At 68.0% G+C, this 16,486-nt stretch carries 12 protein-coding genes; 10 read left to right on the plus strand and 2 right to left on the minus strand.

Features of this window, described 5'->3' with window-relative positions:
• Positions 1-39: 39 nt before the first annotated feature.
• The 5 genes from POS15_RS01135 to POS15_RS01155 all read left to right on the plus strand — a co-directional run bounded on the left by POS15_RS01135 (position 40) and on the right by POS15_RS01155 (position 6,248).
• A complete protein-coding gene (locus tag POS15_RS01135) occupies positions 40-1,215 on the plus strand; it encodes a phosphoglycerate kinase (RefSeq protein WP_019183905.1) in 1,176 nt (391 codons plus the stop codon).
• Positions 1,212-1,853: an HAD-IA family hydrolase gene (locus POS15_RS01140; protein WP_284128831.1), complete on the plus strand. Its 642-nt coding sequence runs from the start codon at positions 1,212-1,214 to the stop codon at positions 1,851-1,853. The genes POS15_RS01135 and POS15_RS01140 overlap by 4 nt, the downstream gene beginning before the upstream one ends.
• Before the next feature lie 213 nt (positions 1,854-2,066).
• Complete coding sequence (pyk, locus tag POS15_RS01145) at positions 2,067-3,533, plus strand: pyruvate kinase (RefSeq protein WP_019183907.1); 1,467 nt, start codon at positions 2,067-2,069, stop codon at positions 3,531-3,533.
• 152 nt (positions 3,534-3,685) lie between these two features.
• Positions 3,686-4,690 carry a class I fructose-bisphosphate aldolase gene (locus POS15_RS01150; protein WP_019183908.1) on the plus strand — a complete coding sequence of 335 codons (1,005 nt, stop codon included), beginning with the start codon at positions 3,686-3,688 and terminating at the stop codon, positions 4,688-4,690.
• A 127-nt stretch (positions 4,691-4,817) separates the two neighbouring features.
• Positions 4,818-6,248 (plus strand): M1 family metallopeptidase, encoded by a 1,431-nt coding sequence (locus POS15_RS01155; RefSeq protein ID WP_284128832.1) that lies wholly within the window; start codon positions 4,818-4,820, stop codon positions 6,246-6,248.
• On the opposite strand, the gene POS15_RS01160 is transcribed toward POS15_RS01155, so the two are convergent.
• Entirely contained in the window at positions 6,139-6,738 is a 600-nt protein-coding gene (locus tag POS15_RS01160; protein ID WP_019183910.1) for an O-acetyl-ADP-ribose deacetylase, read from the minus strand. The genes POS15_RS01155 and POS15_RS01160 overlap by 110 nt on opposite strands.
• A 238-nt stretch (positions 6,739-6,976) precedes the next feature.
• A complete protein-coding gene (gene cysK / locus POS15_RS01165) occupies positions 6,977-7,936 on the minus strand; it encodes a cysteine synthase A (RefSeq protein ID WP_284128833.1) in 960 nt (319 codons plus the stop codon).
• A 238-nt stretch (positions 7,937-8,174) separates the two neighbouring features.
• Between cysK and POS15_RS01170 the strand changes: the two genes are divergently transcribed.
• The 5 genes from POS15_RS01170 (at position 8,175) to POS15_RS01190 (ending at position 16,440) form a co-directional block, all read left to right on the plus strand.
• Positions 8,175-9,158: a LysR family transcriptional regulator gene (locus POS15_RS01170; protein WP_019183912.1), complete on the plus strand. Its 984-nt coding sequence runs from the start codon at positions 8,175-8,177 to the stop codon at positions 9,156-9,158.
• A 248-nt stretch (positions 9,159-9,406) separates the two neighbouring features.
• On the plus strand, positions 9,407-9,853 hold the full coding sequence (locus tag POS15_RS01175; protein WP_284129612.1) for a hypothetical protein: 447 nt from the start codon (positions 9,407-9,409) through the stop codon (positions 9,851-9,853).
• A 70-nt stretch (positions 9,854-9,923) separates the two neighbouring features.
• Entirely contained in the window at positions 9,924-11,981 is a 2,058-nt protein-coding gene (locus tag POS15_RS01180) for a TonB-dependent copper receptor (protein ID WP_284128834.1), read from the plus strand.
• 248 nt (positions 11,982-12,229) lie between these two features.
• The gene (locus tag POS15_RS01185; protein ID WP_070471401.1) at positions 12,230-13,318 is read left to right on the plus strand and encodes an efflux RND transporter periplasmic adaptor subunit; all 1,089 of its coding nucleotides are present in this window, start codon (positions 12,230-12,232) and stop codon (positions 13,316-13,318) included.
• Complete coding sequence (locus POS15_RS01190) at positions 13,315-16,440, plus strand: efflux RND transporter permease subunit (protein WP_019183917.1); 3,126 nt, start codon at positions 13,315-13,317, stop codon at positions 16,438-16,440. The genes POS15_RS01185 and POS15_RS01190 overlap by 4 nt, the downstream gene beginning before the upstream one ends.
• The last annotated feature ends 46 nt before the right edge of the window (positions 16,441-16,486 follow it).

Raw genomic sequence — 16,486 nt, forward strand, 5'->3', positions numbered from 1 at the left:
GCGCGGCGCCTTTCCTTCTTCAGAGCCAAAGAGTTGCTTATGTCCATTGTTCGCATGACCGACCTCGATCTCTCCGGCAAGCGCGTGCTGATCCGCCAGGATCTGAACGTGCCGATCGACAACGGCCAGATCACCTCCGAGCAGCGCATCACCGCCTCGCTGCCGACGCTGAAGCTGGCCCTGGAGAAGGGCGCTGCCGTGATGGTGACCTCGCACCTGGGGCGTCCCAAGGAAGGCGTGTGGAGCGAGGCCGAATCCCTGGCGCCGGTGGCGCTGCGCCTGTCGCAGCTGCTGGGTGTCGAGGTACCGCTGGTGCGCGATTGGGTGGACGGCGTGCAGGTCGCGCCGGGCTCGATCGTGCTGCTGGAAAACTGCCGCATGAATGTGGGCGAGGGCAAGGACGATGAAGCGCTGGCGAAGAAGTACGCCGCGCTCTGCGATGTGTTCGTGATGGATGCCTTCGGCACCGCGCACCGTGCACAGGCCTCCACCCATGGCGTGATCCGCTTCGCTCCGGTCGCTGCCGGCGGCCCGCTGCTGATGGCCGAACTGGACGCGCTGGCCAAGGCGCTGCTTGCCCCGGCCCAGCCGCTGCTGGCGATCGTGGCCGGCAGCAAGGTCAGCACCAAGCTGGAGCTGCTCTCCAGCCTGGTCGGCAAGGTCGACCAGCTGATCGTCGGCGGCGGCATCGCCAACACCTTCATCGCGGCCGCCGGTCATTCGGTCGGCAAGTCGCTGTATGAGCCGGACCTGCTGGACACCGCAAAGAAGATCGTGGCCGATGCCAAGGCGCGTGGCGCCGACATCCCGCTGCCGACCGACGTGGTCGTGGCCAAGCAGTTCCTGCCTGACGCCGAAGCCACGGTGAAGGCCGTCGCCGACGTGGCCGAGGATGACCTGATCCTGGATATCGGCCCGGATACCGCCCAGCACTATGCGGGCCTGATCGCCAAGGCCGGCACCGTGGTCTGGAACGGCCCGGTCGGCGTGTTCGAGTTCGAGGCCTTCAGCCATGGCACCGAAGCGCTGGCCCGTGCCATCGCCGCCTCGCCGGCGTTCTCGATCGCGGGCGGTGGCGACACCCTTGCCGCAGTGGACAAGTACGACATCGCGGGCGAGGTGAGCTACATCTCCACTGGTGGCGGCGCCTTCCTGGAGTTCCTGGAAGGCAAGACCCTGCCGGCCGTCGCCGCGCTGGAGGCCCGCGGCTCGTGAGCCGCGATGTGCTGTTCTTCGACCTCGACGGCACGCTGATCGACTCGGCCGTCGGGATCACCCAGTGCGTGGCGCATGCGCTCACGCAGATGGGCCGGCCGGTCCCGCCGCAGGCCGAGCTGCGGCGATGGATCGGGCCGTCGCTGCGGACCAGCTTCGCGCCGTTGTTCACTGACCCGGCCCAGGTCGAGCAGGCGGTGACGTACTACCGCGAGCGCTTCGACGTGGTCGGCTGGCGCGAGCATGAGGTCTACCCGCGGATCGGCCAGGTCGTGCAGGCGTTGAAGGATCGCGGCCACCGGCTGGCGATCGTCACCGCCAAGAACGAGCCGCACGCGCGGCGCATCGTCGAGCACCTGCCGTTCGGCGACTGCTTTGAGGACGTGATCGGGGCCACCCCGGACGGCAGCCGCAGCGAGAAGCCGCAGCTGGTCGCCGAGGCCCTGCACCGGCTGTCGTTGACCCCGGCCCAGTGCTGGATGATCGGCGACCGGCGCATGGATATCGAAGGCGCGCGTCATCACGGCTTGCGCAATATCGGCGTGTTGTGGGGCTTTGGCGGTGCCGAAGAACTCAAGGCGGCCGGTGCGGCGCACCTGGCGCAGGCCCCCGATGAGCTGCTCACGCTGATCGATTGAGGCACCCGGCGGCGTGCCGTACGCCGCCGCATGTCCTGCGCAAAGCCCCGCCGGGGCTGGCGCTGGCCGGCGGGCAGCCAATGCGCTGTCCGCCCGGTCGTCTCGCGCTGTCTGCAGGACAACAGCGAAACCCAACTGCGCCAATGCTGTAAACGTATTCATGGGACGTGAAGGGTGTGCTAATTTCGCTCCTTTAACGGGAGCCCATTAACCATGATTGAGCGTCAGCGTCGCACCAAGATCCTCGCCACCCTCGGACCGGCCACCGACCCGCCGGGCGTGCTGGAGGATCTCTTCCGCGCCGGCGTGAACGTGGTTCGCCTCAACTTCAGCCACGGTGACCCGTCCGGCCAGGCCAAGCGCGCCGCCGATGTGCGTGCCGCGGCCGCCCGCGTGGGCGTGGAAGTGGGCATCCTGGCCGACCTGCCGGGCCCGAAGATCCGCATCGAGCGTTTCGCCGAAGGCAAGATCAAGCTCAAGGCCGGTGACCGCTTCGACCTGGTCGCCTCGCCGAATGCGCCGGCCGGCGACACCACCCAGGTCGGCGTGAGCTACCTGGGCCTGCCGCAGGACGTGACCGCCGGTGACATCCTGCTGCTCGACGATGGCCTGATGCAGCTGCAGGTCACCGAGGTGCAGGGCGAGCGCATCATCAACACCGTGCTCAACGATGGCGTGCTGTCCGACCGCAAGGGCCTGAACAAGCAGGGCGGTGGCCTGTCGCTGGGCGCGCTGACCGAGCGTGACAAAGAACTGATCGGCATCGTGGCCAAGATCGGCGTGGACTTCATCGCCGTTTCGTTCTGCCGCAACGCGCAGGACATGAACGATGCGCGCGAGATCGCCGAGTCGCACGGCTGCTACGCCGCGCTGGTCTCCAAGATCGAGCGCACCGAAGCGATCGACAACCTGGAAGAGATCGTCGACGCCAGTGACGTGGTGATGGTGGCGCGTGGTGATCTGGGCGTGGAAATCGGCGATGCCGAACTCCCGGGCCTGCAGAAGAAGATCATCAAGGCCTCGCTGGCGCAGAACAAGGTGGTGATCACCGCCACCCAGATGCTGCAGTCGATGGTGGAAAGCCCGATCCCGACCCGCGCCGAAGTGCTGGACGTGGCCAACTCGGTCATCGACGGTACCGATGCGGTGATGCTGTCGGCCGAAACCGCCGCCGGCATGTACCCGGTCAAGGCGGTCGAAGCGATGGCCCGCATCTGCCTGGGTGCCGAACGCCAGTTCCAGACCGAGACGGACTTCGGCGCCTCGCCGCGCAACCTGGAACGCGCCGACCAGGCGATCGCCATGGCCACCATGTTCCTGTCCCAGCACGTGGGCGTGCGCGCGATCGTGGCGATGACCGAATCCGGTGGCACCGCGCGTTACCTGTCGCGCTTCCGTGCCTCGGCCCCGGTGTTCGCGGTGACCCGCCATGACGGCGCGCGCCGCCAGATGGCGCTGATGCGCGATGTGTTCCCGATCAACTTCGACAGCCGCGGCCTGACCCCGCGCGAAGCCGCACGCGGCAGCATCCGCCTGCTGTTCGAAGCGAACCAGCTGCAGGGCGGCGACCGCGTGGTCTTCACCAGTGGCGAACACATGGAAACCCATGGCGCCACCAACACGCTGCGCCTGCTGGAAGTGGGCGAAGACGGCCGTGCCAGCGGCCTGGGCGAGCTTTAACCGACCCCCCGCGCAACCCCCGGACCCGCGTGGCTTTACGGCCGCGCGGGTTCGTCGTTTCAGATGGAATCGTTTCCAGATTCCGTGGACGGTCAGTTCACGGGAGGGGGGGTCTATAATTGGCGTTTTCCCGCACCCGCCACAGGAAGTACATGAGCATCGAACAGCTGGCTGAAACCGCACAGGCCATGGTCGCCCCGGGCAAGGGCATCATCGCGATCGACGAATCCACCGGCACCATCGGCAAGCGCTTCGCCAGCGTCGGCCTGGAGAACACCGAGGAGAACCGTCGCGCCTACCGCGAACTGCTGCTCACCACGCCCAAGCTGAACGAGCACATCTCCGGCGCGATCCTGTACGACGAGACCATCCGTCAGTCCACCAAGGACGGCGTCCCGTTCGCCAAGTACATGGCGGCCCAGGGCATCATCCCGGGCATCAAGGTCGACAAGGGCGCCCATGCCCTGGCCGGCTGCCCGGGCGAGCTGGTCACCGAAGGCCTGGACGGCCTGCGTGAGCGCCTGCAGGAGTACTACAAGCTGGGTGCGCGCTTCGCCAAGTGGCGTGCGGTCATCAATATCGGTGAAAGCATCCCCTCGGGCACCTGCATCGAGTCCAACGCCCACGCGCTGGCCCGTTACGCCGCGCTGTGCCAGGAATGTGGCCTGGTGCCGATGGTCGAGCCGGAAGTGATCATGGACGGCGACCACGACATCGAGACCTGCTACGAAGTCACCGAAGCCACCCTGCGTTCGCTGTTCGACGCGCTGTACCAGCAGAACGTGCTGCTGGAAGGCACCATCCTGAAGGCCTCGATGGTCATCTCCGGCAAGGGCTGCGAAGAGCAGGCCGACGTCGAGGAAGTGGCCGAGTCGACCGTGATGTGCCTCAAGAGCACCGTGCCGGCGATCCTGCCGGGCGTGGTGTTCCTGTCTGGTGGCCAGAGCGATGAGCAGTCCACCGCGCATCTGAACGCCATGAACCAGATGGGCAACCTGCCGTGGCCGCTGAGCTTCTCCTACGGCCGCGCGATGCAGCAGGCCGCGCTGAAGCTGTGGGCCAAGGACACCAAGGCCAACGTCGCCAAGGCGCAGCAGACGATCTACGATCGCGCCAAGGAAAACGGCCAGGCCGCCCTGGGCAAGTGGAACGGCTGATTCACGCCTGACCACCGTCAACGAAAACGCCGGCCTTGTGCCGGCGTTTTTGTTTGGGCGGGCCAGTGGTGCGCACATGCACGCGTGGTCTGGCACGATGCGATCCATCTTCGCGTGGATGGATCCCATGGTCGTACGTCTCTGTGTCTCGCTGTGCGTAGTGCCATGGCTGCTGGGGAGCGCACCAGCGTACGCAGTGGCGCCGCGCGGCTTTGATGTACTGCATTACGACGTCGCGCTGGTGCCCGACATCGCCAACAAGCGCGTCACCGGGCAGCAGACGCTGCGGTTCAGAGCCGAGCAGGAACTGCGCGCAGTGACCCTGGACAGCGGTTCGCTCAAAGTGACGGCCGTGATGCAGGGGGATCGCGCGCTGGCCTTCGAGCAGCACGCGGCGAAGGTGCAGATCACGCTGGCCGAACCACTCGCGCGGGGAGCCACCGCCAGCGTGACGATCCGCTATCAGGGCGAACCGCCGTATGGCCTGGAATTCGCGCCCGAGCGCGATGAGGTCTACACGATTTTCTCTACCAGCCAGTGGATGCCCTCGGTGGATGCCCCCGAGGAGCGCGCCACGCTGGACCTGTCCGTGACCCTGCCGGCGGGCCTGCTGGCTGCCGGCACCGGTCGCGCGCTGCCGGTACGCACGCTTCCCGATGGGCGCATCGAACATCGCTGGCAGCTCAAGACGCCGATGCCGGGGTATGTCTATGGCTTCACGGCCGGCCGCTATCAGGAAGCGACGCAGCGCCATGGCGCGACCGGCTTGCGGTTCCTGTCCATGCAGCGGTCGCCCGAGCAGCTGCAGCGCGTGTTCACCGCTACGGGCGAGATGCTCGACTTCTTCGCCGACCGCGCCGGCCTGCCGTATCGCGGCGACTACCAGCAGGCGCTGGTGGCCCGCACGATCGGACAGGAGATGGCCGGGTTGTCGCTGATGTCCGAGCGCTATGGCCAGCAACTGCTGGAGGATCCCACCCAGACCGCCTTGATGGCACACGAAGCCGCGCATCAGTGGTGGGGCAACCGGGTGACCTGCGCCGGCTGGGAGCATTTCTGGCTCAACGAGGGCATGGCCAACTTCATGACCGCCGCCTACCTCCAGCACGCGCAGGGAGAGGCGGCCTACCAGGCGCAGGTGACGATCTGGCGCACGCGGCTGGAGGCGCTGCGTGCCAAGGGGGCGGATCACGCGCTGGTGTATGCCGACTGGAGCGCGCCGAGCGGCGATGACCGCGCGGTCGTGTACCAGAAGGGCGCCTACGTCCTGCACCTGCTGCGCGTGGAAATGGGCGAGGCCGCGTTCTGGCGCGGCATCCATGACTACACGCAGGCCAACGATGGACGCTCGGTGGTGACCGTCGATTTCCAGCGGGCGATGGAAGCAGCGGCCGGCCGCTCATTGCAGCCGTTCTTCGCCCAGTGGGTCTATGGCGTGGGCGAAGGTGTCAGTGCGCCGCCGCCGGCGGCAGCCCCAACGCCAGCGGTGCGAAGATCGCCGAGGTCGAGGGTTCCACCGGCTGCCCCAGTGCAGCCAGCGCCGACTGGTACGCCTTGAACGTCGCCGCGTTGTAGGCCACCAGGATGATCCGGCGCGGCTGGCGGTGCGAGCGCTGCCAGGTCAGGGTCTCGGTGGCGGCGATGTGCGCAGCCTGGTGCAGCGGATAGCCGAACACCCCGCAGCTGATGGCCGGGAACGCGATCGATTCCACGTCCAGCTTCTCGGCCAGCTGCAGCGACTTCCAATAACAGTTGGCCAGCAGTGCCGGCTCATCGCGCAGGCCGTCCTGCCAGACCGGGCCGACGGTGTGGAACACATGCTTTGCCGGCAGATTGAAGGCCGGTGTCTGGCGGACCTCGCCGGTCGGGCAGCGCATGCCCGGGCGGATCTCCGGCAGGGCACGGCAGGCGTCGAGCAACTGCGGGCCGGCCGCGCGATGGATCGCGCCGTCCACGCCGCCGCCGCCCAGCAGGGATTCGTTGGCCGCATTGACGATCGCATCCACCGCCAGGGTCGTGATGTCGCCCTGCCACACTTCGATCTTCATGCGTACCGCTCCTTACTCACTGTTACCGGGTCCATACAACGGAATGACGTGCCTGACCTGCACGGTACCCGGCAGGACATCTAGGCTGCGTCATCATCGTCTCAGGCAGTGCGACCCGCCCGAGCGCTGGCTGACCTTCACACGATGCCGCCGGATCGCTTCACCGCAGATGAAGCGCCGCATGCAAAACGCCCGCCGGTCAGGGCGGGCGTTGCGTTCTTCCGGACCAACGGGGGGATCAGGGCAGACCGGCCAGCCAGTCGTCGTCGGAGCCTTCATTGATATCGGCAAACAGCGGGGTGGAGAAGTAGCGCTCGCCGGTGTCGGGCAGCATCGCCAGGATCACCGACCCCGGCGCGGCCTTGGCCGCGATGTCCAGCGCGCTGGCAACGGTGGCGCCGGCCGAGACGCCGACGAAAATGCCTTCCTCGGCCGCCAGCCGGCGCGAGGTCTCGATCGCCCGTGCATCGTCGATGGTCAGCAGTTCGTCGTAGACGCCGCGGTTGAGCACCTCCGGCACGAAGTCCGGGGTCCAGCCCTGGATCTTGTGCGGCTTCCACTCATCGCCCTTGAGCAGGGCGGCGCCTTCGGGCTCGGTGGCGACGATGCGGGTTTCCGGGCGGGCGACCTTGAGCACCTCGCCGACCCCGGTCAGGGTGCCACCGGTGCCCCAGCCGGTCACGAAGTAATCCAGCCGCTTGCCGGCGAAATCGCGCAGGATTTCCGGGGCGGTCGTGTTGCGGTGATAGGCCGGGTTGGCCGGGTTGGCGAACTGGCTGGCCAGGAACCAGCCATGTTCCTCGGCCAGTTCCTTCGCCCGGCGCACCATGCCCGAGCCGCGCTCGGCGGCCGGGGTCAGGATCACCTTGGCGCCATAGGCGCGCATCAGCTTGCGGCGCTCGATGGAGAAGGTCTCCACCATGGTGGCCACGAACTTGTAGCCGCGCGCGGCGGCCACCATGGCCAGGGCCACGCCGGTGTTGCCCGAGGTCGCCTCCACGATGGTGTCGCCCGGCTTGAGCAGGCCCTTGGCCTCGGCGTCGAGAATGATCGCCAGCGCCAGCCGGTCCTTGACCGAGCCGCCGGGGTTGAACGACTCGACCTTGGCATACAGGGTGACGTGCTCGGGGGCGAGACGGTGCAGGCGCACCACCGGGGTGTTGCCGATGGTGTCCAGGATGGAGTCGTACAGGGCCATGGGGATGCTCCGGAAAAGTCGTTGCCGCCCGGGAGGCCGAGCGGCAGGGGAGGCTCGGGCCGGTGGTGGCGCAGGGCGCCCGCTTGCGGCCGGGCCGGGGTCGGTCAGACCGTACCGCCGGCATATGACCGCGCGAAATGACCTGATTACCTTCTTAAACAACGTTTGGTTATAAGCTGGTGACGGCATTTGCCCTACAGTCGGATGGCCCCCTCTCCATGCGCCGTATCGCCCGCCCATGACGCTGACCCAACTTCGCTATCTGGTCGCCATCGCCGACGCCGAGCTGAACATCACGCTGGCGGCGTCCCGCGTGCACGCCACCCAGCCCGGCCTGTCCAAGCAGCTCAAGCAGCTGGAGGATGAACTGGGCTTTCTGCTGTTCGTACGCAAGGGCCGCAGCCTGGAAGCGGTGACCCCGGCCGGGGTGGAAGTGATCGGCCGCGCCCGCGCCGTCCTCGGCGAAGCGAACAATATCCGGACCTATGCGGCCAACCAGCGCCGCGAGAGCCAGGGCCAGCTGGTGCTCACCACCACCCATACCCAGGCGCGCTTCGTGCTGCCGCCGGCGGTGGCGCGGATCAAGCAGGCCTACCCGCAGGTCAGCGTGCACCTGCAGCAGGCCGCCGAAAGCGATGCGCTGGACCTGCTCAGCCAGGGCGATGCGGACATCGCCATCATCAGCACCGCCGGTGGTGAGCCCACTGCCGGCCTGGCCATTCCGCTGTACCGCTGGCGCCGGCTGGTGCTGGTGCCACGTGGGCACGCGCTGGACCGCCCAGGTGCCGCGCCGGATCTGCAGGCGCTCGCCAGCCATCCACTGATCAGCTACGAATCCTCCACCCGCGGGAGCTCCTCGCTCCAGCGCGCCTTCGCCAGCGCCGGGCTGACCCCGGATATCGCGCTGACCGCGCTCGATGCGGACCTGATCAAGACCTATGTACGTACCGGGCTGGGCGTGGGCCTGCTCGCGGAAATGGCGGTCAACGCCAGCGATGAAGACCTGCGCGCCTGGCCGGCCCCGGCCCCGATCGACGAGTGCATCGCCTGGGCGGTGCTGCCGCGCGACCGCGTACTGCGCGACTACGCGCTGGAGTTGGTGCACGTGCTGGCCCCGCAGATCGACACCCGCGACCTGCGCCGGGTGATCGACGGCAACCAGGAGGCCAACTGGCCGTTGCCGCCGACCTGGGAATCGCTGACGCAGACCATCACCGTCTGACGACGGTGATGGTCTGCCCGCGCATTCCCCCTCTACCCCGCGCCGTTGGCGCGCCCCCTTCAACAGAAGGGGGCTTTTCTCCAGAGGGTTGAGGGGTTCGGTGGGGTGCTTCGAGAAGGCCACTGCGACGGTTGGTCGCAGGGTTTCGGGCTGCCCGGCGCACGGTCGGGCGCTACCATGACGGGGTGAACGTCCGCCGTCGCCCGTATGCCGTTTTTCTGCAGCTTGCCTTCGTGGCGACGCTGCTGATGGCGCTGGCGCCGCTGCTCAGCCGCTGGCAGCAGGCGCATGCCGGGGCGCCGGTGATGCTGATGCCGACCGGCATGACCCACGCGCTGCCTGCGCCGCCGGATGCGCACGCGGGGCACGGCATGCAGCACGACATCGCGCAGCGCGACGTGCACCACCACGACATGCAGCAGCACGACATGGCGATGCAGCCCATGCCGACGCACGCCCTGCCAAGCGCCCACGACACCCCCGCATCGTCGCCACCGATGAGCGAGCATGCCGGGCATGGCGACGCCTGCGAGTACTGCATGATGGCTTCGCGGCTGATGCCGTGGCTGGCGGTGCTGATCCTGCTGTTGCCGGCGATGCCGGTGATCGCACCGCGCGTGCTGCGCGCGGTCCCCACGCCTCGCAGCCTGCGCTGGCCGGCCCACGCCGCGCGCGGCCCGCCCGCCATCTCCTGAAACCACCGCCCTTCCTGCCCGTGTCGCCGTGATGGCGGCGCGTGCCTGCGTGTTTTTCTGGAGTTCCACCATGACCGTTTCTTCCCGCAGCGCGGGCGCACTGACGCGCCTGTCTGTTTCCCTGTCGCTGGCCCTGGTCGCGCTGCCGCTGCATGCGGCCAATGACGATGCCCGCACCCTCGATACGCTGGTGGTCACCGCCACCGCACCGTCCTCACCGCTGCACTGGGTCACCGATCCGCGCCTGCCGCGGCAGCCGGTGCCGGCCAGCGATGGCGCCGATTACCTGAAGACGGTTCCCGGCTTCGCCGCGGTCCGCAACGGCGGCACCAACGGCGATCCGGTGCTGCGCGGCATGTTCGGCTCGCGCCTGAACATCGTCAGCAACGAAGGCAACCTGATCGGCGCGTGTCCCTCGCGGATGGACAACCCGCTGTCCTATATCGCCCCGGAAACCTTCGACCGGCTGACCATCATCAAGGGGCCGCAGAGCGTGCGCTGGGGCGCCGGTGCCTCGGCCGGGACAGTGCGCTTCGAACGCGACACGCCACGTTTCGATCAACCGGGCCTGGACATCAACGCCAGCGCGCTGGTCGGCTCGCGCAACCGCAACGACCAGGTGCTCGATCTCACCGCCGGCGCATCGCCGGGCTATGTGCGCGTCAACGGCAACCGCTCCGAATCGGATGACTACAAGGACGGCAACGGCGATGTGGTGCCCTCCAGGTGGCGCAAGTGGAACAGCGATGTCGCGGTCGGCTGGACGCCCGACGCCGATACCGTGCTGGAGCTGTCGGCCGGCACCGGCGATGCGATCGCGCGCTACGCCGGCCGCGGCATGGACGGTGCCGCGTTCAAGCGCACCAGCTACGCCGCCCGCTTCGAGAAGGACAACCTGCCCGGTGCCTGGGACAAGCTGCAGGCCAACCTGTACTACAACGACGCCGACCACGTGATGGACAACTACACGCTGCGCACGCCGAACCCGGCCAGCAGCATGCCGATGCCGATGGCCTCCAATGTCGATCGCCGCACCACCGGTGGCCGTATCGCTTCGGAATGGCGCTGGCAGGACATCGCCATCGTGGCCGGCGTGGATGCGCAGGACAGCCGTCATCGCAGCCGCAACGCGATGGGTCGCAACGTGTACCGCCAGCAGCCGTGGCGTACCGATGCACGCTTGGAGAACCTCGGGGCGTTCACCGAGATCACCCTGGGCGAGGGCACTGCGCAACGCTGGGTCGGTGGCCTGCGCATCGACCGCGCCGAAGTGAAGGACGAGCGTGCCACCGCCGGCATGATGGCGATGCCCAATCCGACCGCCGGGCAGACCCGTCGCGAGAACCTGGGCAGCGGCTTCGTCCGGTTCGAGCGCGACATCGCGCCCGCGTTGACCTGGTATGCCGGCATCGGCCACAGCGAGCGCATGCCCGACTACTGGGAGCTGTTCTCGCCCGATCTCGGCCCGGTGGGCGCGATCAACGCCTTCACCGGTGTGCAGCCGGAGAAGACCACCCAGCTCGATCTGGGCCTGCAGTACCGTACCGATCGCCTCAACGCCTGGGTCTCGGCGTATGCCGGGCGCCTCCAGGACTACATCCTGTTCACCTACCGCGACGGCGGCATGATGGGCAGCAGCAGCCAGGCCACCAACGTCGACGCGCGCATCGCCGGTGCCGAGGCGGGTGCGGAATGGCAGCTGGCCCGGCAGTGGAAGCTCGGCGGCACACTGGCCTACGCCTGGGGCGAGAACCGAACCGACGGCGGCGCGCTGCCGCAGATGCCGCCGCTGGAAGCCCGGTTCAGCACGGCCTGGGAAGGCGAGCGCTGGAGCGTGGGGGCCCTGGCGCGTGCCGTGTCCCGCCAGGGGCGCGTGGCAGCCGGGCAGGGCAACGTGGTCGCCCGCGATCTGGGCCCCAGCGCCGGCTTCGCCACCCTGGCCTTGAACGCCAGCTACCGGGTCAACGCAGCGCTGCTGGTCAGTGCCGGCGTGGACAACCTGTTCGACCGCACCTACAGCGAGCACCTGAACCTGGCCGGCAGCGCCGATTTCGGCTTCCCGGCCGACCCGGTGCGCATCAACGAGCCCGGCCGCACCGCCTGGCTGAAAGTGAACTATCGTTACTGAGCCTCACGGCCGGGCGGGGGCCAAGCCTCCCGCCCGGCCTCTGCCGCTGCCGGGCGCGACCACCCGGCGCCGCCCGCGCATTTCGACATGCGTCGATACATGGCGATACATCCGGTGCAGGCCCCAGCACGGAAAGGCTTTCGCCCGTCACCAGCGGATGTGAAGAGGCCGGTAAACGCTTGGCACATATGCCCCGGCTCGACCCCTCTATACACTCGGCGGTCGAGAAACAACCGGGAATGGATTACATGTTGGGACGCATCGCAGCGCGCTTCGCCGCTGGCATCACCCTGGTCGCGTTGGCTGGGTGTGGCAGCAAAGACGAGGCCGCTCGCCGGCAGGCAGACGCCGTACCGGTCACCACCCAGGTGGTGCAGACCTCGGCATGGAGCGACACCCTGCAGGCACTGGGCACGGCCAAGGCGCGCGAATCGGTCACGGTCACCGCCAAGGTCAGCGAAATCATCGAGACGGTGCACTTCGAAAGCGGGCAGCAGGTCAGTGCCGGTACGCCGCTGGTGACCCTGCGCGGGCAGGCCCAGGAAGCCGCGCTGCTGCAGGCCCAGGCCACCTTCCTGGAAGCGGACCAGCTGTACAAGCGCCAGCGCGAACTCGCCGCCCAGCAGCTGGTGGCCAGCTCCACCCTGGATACGCAGCGCGCCATCCGCGATGCCGCCGATGCACGTGTGCGTGAGATGCAGTCGGATATCGGTGATCGACGCGTGCGCGCGCCCTTCGCCGGCGTGCTCGGCATCCGCCAGGTCAGCGCCGGTTCGCTGGTCACGCCCAGCACCGCGATCACCACGCTGGACGACATCGAGCGCATGCACGTGGACTTCCAGGTGCCCGAAGCCGAGCTGGCCTCGCTGAGCACCGGCGACAAGGTCAACGCGACCAGCGTGGCCTACCCGGGCCGCAACTTTGAAGGCCAGGTCGCCACCATCGATACCCGCGTGGATCCGGGCACGCGTGCGGTGACCGTGCGCGCCGATTTCATCAACGCCGACCACGCCCTGCGCCCGGGCATGCTGTTGGATGTGCGCATGTTCCGCCCCGAGCGCCAGGCGCTGGTGATTCCTGAAATCGCCGTGGTGCAGGTCGGGCGCGATTCGTATGTGTTCCGGGTCAAACCGGACCAGGTGGTGGAGCGCGTGGACATCACCGCCGGCGCGCGCCGCAGCGGCGTGGTCGAAATCCGCGATGGCCTCGCCGCCGGCGACCGCATCGTCGTGGATGGCACCGGCAAGCTGCGCCCGGGCCTGAAGATCCAGGCCGAAGAGGCTGCACCGGCCACGCCGGCCGCCGCTGCCACGGCTGAACCGGACACCGCCGGATGAAGCTTTCCGATATTTCCATCCAGCGGCCGGTCTTCGCCGTGGTGATGAGCCTGCTGCTGGTGGTGCTGGGCTTCATGTCGTTCACCCGCCTGACCCTGCGCGAACTGCCGGCGATCGATCCGCCGATCGTCTCGGTCTCGGTCGATTACACGGGTGCCTCGGCGGCGGTCATCGAAAGCCGCATCACCCAGGTGCTGGAAGATGCCCTGGCCGGCATCGAAGGCATCGATACCATCAACGCGCGCAGCTCCAACGGGCGCTCGCAGGTCAGCATCGAATTCACCTCCAACCGCGATATCGAAGCGGCCGCCAACGACGTGCGCGATGCGGTCAGCCGTGTCGCCGACCGCATGCCCGAAGAGGCCCGGCCGCCGGAAATCGCCAAGGTCGAGAGCGACGCCGATCCCATCATCTGGCTCAACATGAGCTCGACCTCGATGGATACGCTGGAGCTGAGCGATTACGCCGACCGCTACATCGTCGATCGCTTCTCCAGCCTGGATGGCGTGGCCCAGGTGCGCATCGGTGGCCGCCAGCGCTATGCGATGCGGATCTGGCTGGACCGCGACCAGCTCGCCGCGCGTGGTTTGACCGTGGGCGATGTGGAAACCGCGCTGCGCAACGAGAACGTCGAGCTGCCCGCCGGCCGCATCGAATCCACCGACCGCGATTTCACCCTGCGCGTGGAGCGCAACTACGTCAAACCCGAAGACTTCGCCGGCATCCCGCTCGGCAAGGGCGCCGACGGCTACGTGGTGCGCATGGGCGATGTGGCCAAGATCGAACTGGCCTCCTCCGAGCGCCGCGCCTACTACCGCAGCAACGGCGAGCCGAACATCGGCCTGGGCATCGTCAAGACCTCCACCGCCAACGCGCTGGATGTCGCCCGCGAAGCGCGCGCCGAAGCCGACCGGATCAGCAGCACGCTGCCGGAGGGTACGCGCATCTTCGTCGCCTTCGACAACACCACCTTCATCGAGGCCGCTGTCGATCGCGTCTACGCCACGCTGGTCGAGGCGATGCTGCTGGTGCTGGCGGTGATCTGGCTGTTCCTGGGCAGTTTCCGTGCCGCCTTGATTCCCGCAGTCACGGTGCCGGTCTGTCTGATCGCCGCCTTCATCGCCCTGTATGCCTTCGGTTTCTCGATCAACCTGCTGACCCTGCTCGCGCTGGTGCTGTGTATCGGCCTGGTGGTGGATGACGCCATCGTGGTCGTGGAAAACGTCCAGCGCCGCATCGATCTGGGCGAGCCGCCGCTGGTCGCCTCCAAACGCGGTACCACCCAAGTGGCGTTCGCGGTGATCGCCACCACCGCCGTGCTGGTCGCGGTGTTCCTGCCGGTCGGCTTCCTGGAAGGCAACACCGGCCGCCTGTTCCGTGAGCTGGCCGTCGCGCTGGCCGCGGCGGTGGCGTTGTCCGCGTTCGTCTCGCTGACGCTCACCCCGATGATGGCCTCCAAGCTGCTCAAGCCGCACACCGGCCAGGCGCCGAAGGGCCTGCACGGGGTCATCAACCGCAACCTGGATCGCCTGTCGGGCGCGTACGGCCGCTTCCTGGAAGCGCACGTGACCCGCACCTGGGTCTACATCGTGGTGATGATCCTCTCATTGCTGGCCAGCGCGCTGCTGCTCAAGGTGCTGCCCTCCGAACTGGCCCCGGCCGAAGACCGCGGCTCGTTCCAGATCATGATCGACGGCCCGGAAGGCGCCGGCTTCGACTACACCGTCGGCCAGGTCCAGCAGGTCGAGAAGATCGTCTCCGGTTTCGTCGGCGAGGACGAGCCGATCGTGCGTGCCAACCCGCGCGTGCCCGGTGGCTGGGGCTCCAGCGAAGAAATGCATACCGGCCGCATCAGCGTGTTCCTGCAGCCGTGGCGCCAGCGCGATGTCTCCACCCCGGACGTGGCCGCCGAACTGCAGACCCACCTCAATGATCTGCGTGGCGTGCGCGTGCGCACCCAGGTCGGCGGCGGCCTGGTCCGCAGCCAAGGGCAGCCGTTCCAGATCGTGCTCGGTGGCCCGGAATACGCGGAAATCGCGCAGTGGCGTGACCGCATGCTGCTGCGCATGGCCGACAACCCCGGCCTGGTCGGCACGGATTCGGACTACAAGGAAACGCGCCCGCAGATGCGCGTGAACATCGACCGCCAGCGTGCGGCCGATCTGGGCGTGTCGGTCACCGCGATCGGCAGCGCGCTGGAAACCATGATGGGCTCGCGCCGCGTCACCACCTTCGTCGACAACGGCGAGGAGTACGACGTGCTGGTCCAGGCCGGACGCGAAGGCCGCGCCTCCCCGTCGGATCTGGCTGCGATCCGCGTGCGCGCCAGTGGCGGCGAACTGGTGCCGCTGTCCAACCTGGTCACGCTCAGCGAAGTGGCCGAGGCCGGCAGCCTCAACCGCTTCAACCGGCTGCGCTCGATCACCATCAATGCCGGCCTGGCCCCGGGCTATCCGCTGGGTGAAGCCATCGCCTGGGCCCAGCAGGTGGCCAGCGAAGAGCTGCCGCAGCACGCGCAGATCAGCTGGAAGGGCGAATCACGCGAGTACCAGAACGCCGGCAGCGCCGTGCTGCTGACCTTCGCCATGGCCCTGCTGGTGGTGTTCCTGGTGCTGGCCGCGCAGTTCGAGAGCTTCATCCATCCGCTGGTGATCATGCTGACCGTGCCGCTGGGCGTGCTCGGCGCGCTGCTGGGGCTGTATGTCAGCGGCGGCACGATCAACCTGTTCAGCCAGATCGGCATCGTGATGCTGGTCGGCCTGGCGGCCAAGAACGGCATCCTGATCGTGGAGTTCGCCAACCAGCTGCGCGATGAAGGCCGCAACGTCCACCAGGCCATCGTCGAATCGGCCATGGTCCGCCTGCGCCCGATCCTGATGACCTCCATCGCCACCGTGGTCGGTGCGATCCCGCTGGTGGTGGCCGGTGGCCCCGGTTCGGCCAGCCGCGGCACGATCGGCGTGGTGGTGATCTTCGGCGTGACCGTGTCCACGTTCCTGTCGCTGTTCGTGGTGCCGGCGTTCTATTCGCTGCTGGCCCCGTACACGCGTTCGCCCGAAGCGGTGGCGCGCGAACTGGCCCGCCAGGAAGCGGAAACACCCTCCGTGGGCGGCCACGCCTGACCGGAATGGGCGGCATTGCCGCCCATTCATCGAAATTGCCACTACG

This window comes from Stenotrophomonas sp. BIO128-Bstrain, assembly GCF_030128875.1.
Lineage (GTDB): Bacteria > Pseudomonadota > Gammaproteobacteria > Xanthomonadales > Xanthomonadaceae > Stenotrophomonas > Stenotrophomonas bentonitica_A.

Coding starts and splice junctions, on each gene's coding strand:
- POS15_RS01135 (WP_019183905.1), top strand. CDS start 40: ATGTCCATTGTTCGCATGACCGACCTCGATCTCTCCGGCAAGCGCGTG.
- pyk (WP_019183907.1), top strand. CDS start 2,067: ATGATTGAGCGTCAGCGTCGCACCAAGATCCTCGCCACCCTCGGACCG.
- POS15_RS01150 (WP_019183908.1), top strand. CDS start 3,686: ATGAGCATCGAACAGCTGGCTGAAACCGCACAGGCCATGGTCGCCCCG.
- POS15_RS01155 (WP_284128832.1), top strand. CDS start 4,818: ATGGTCGTACGTCTCTGTGTCTCGCTGTGCGTAGTGCCATGGCTGCTG.
- POS15_RS01160 (WP_019183910.1), bottom strand. CDS start 6,738: ATGAAGATCGAAGTGTGGCAGGGCGACATCACGACCCTGGCGGTGGAT.
- cysK (WP_284128833.1), bottom strand. CDS start 7,936: ATGGCCCTGTACGACTCCATCCTGGACACCATCGGCAACACCCCGGTG.
- POS15_RS01170 (WP_019183912.1), top strand. CDS start 8,175: ATGACGCTGACCCAACTTCGCTATCTGGTCGCCATCGCCGACGCCGAG.
- POS15_RS01175 (WP_284129612.1), top strand. CDS start 9,407: ATGGCGCTGGCGCCGCTGCTCAGCCGCTGGCAGCAGGCGCATGCCGGG.
- POS15_RS01180 (WP_284128834.1), top strand. CDS start 9,924: ATGACCGTTTCTTCCCGCAGCGCGGGCGCACTGACGCGCCTGTCTGTT.
- POS15_RS01185 (WP_070471401.1), top strand. CDS start 12,230: ATGTTGGGACGCATCGCAGCGCGCTTCGCCGCTGGCATCACCCTGGTC.
- POS15_RS01190 (WP_019183917.1), top strand. CDS start 13,315: ATGAAGCTTTCCGATATTTCCATCCAGCGGCCGGTCTTCGCCGTGGTG.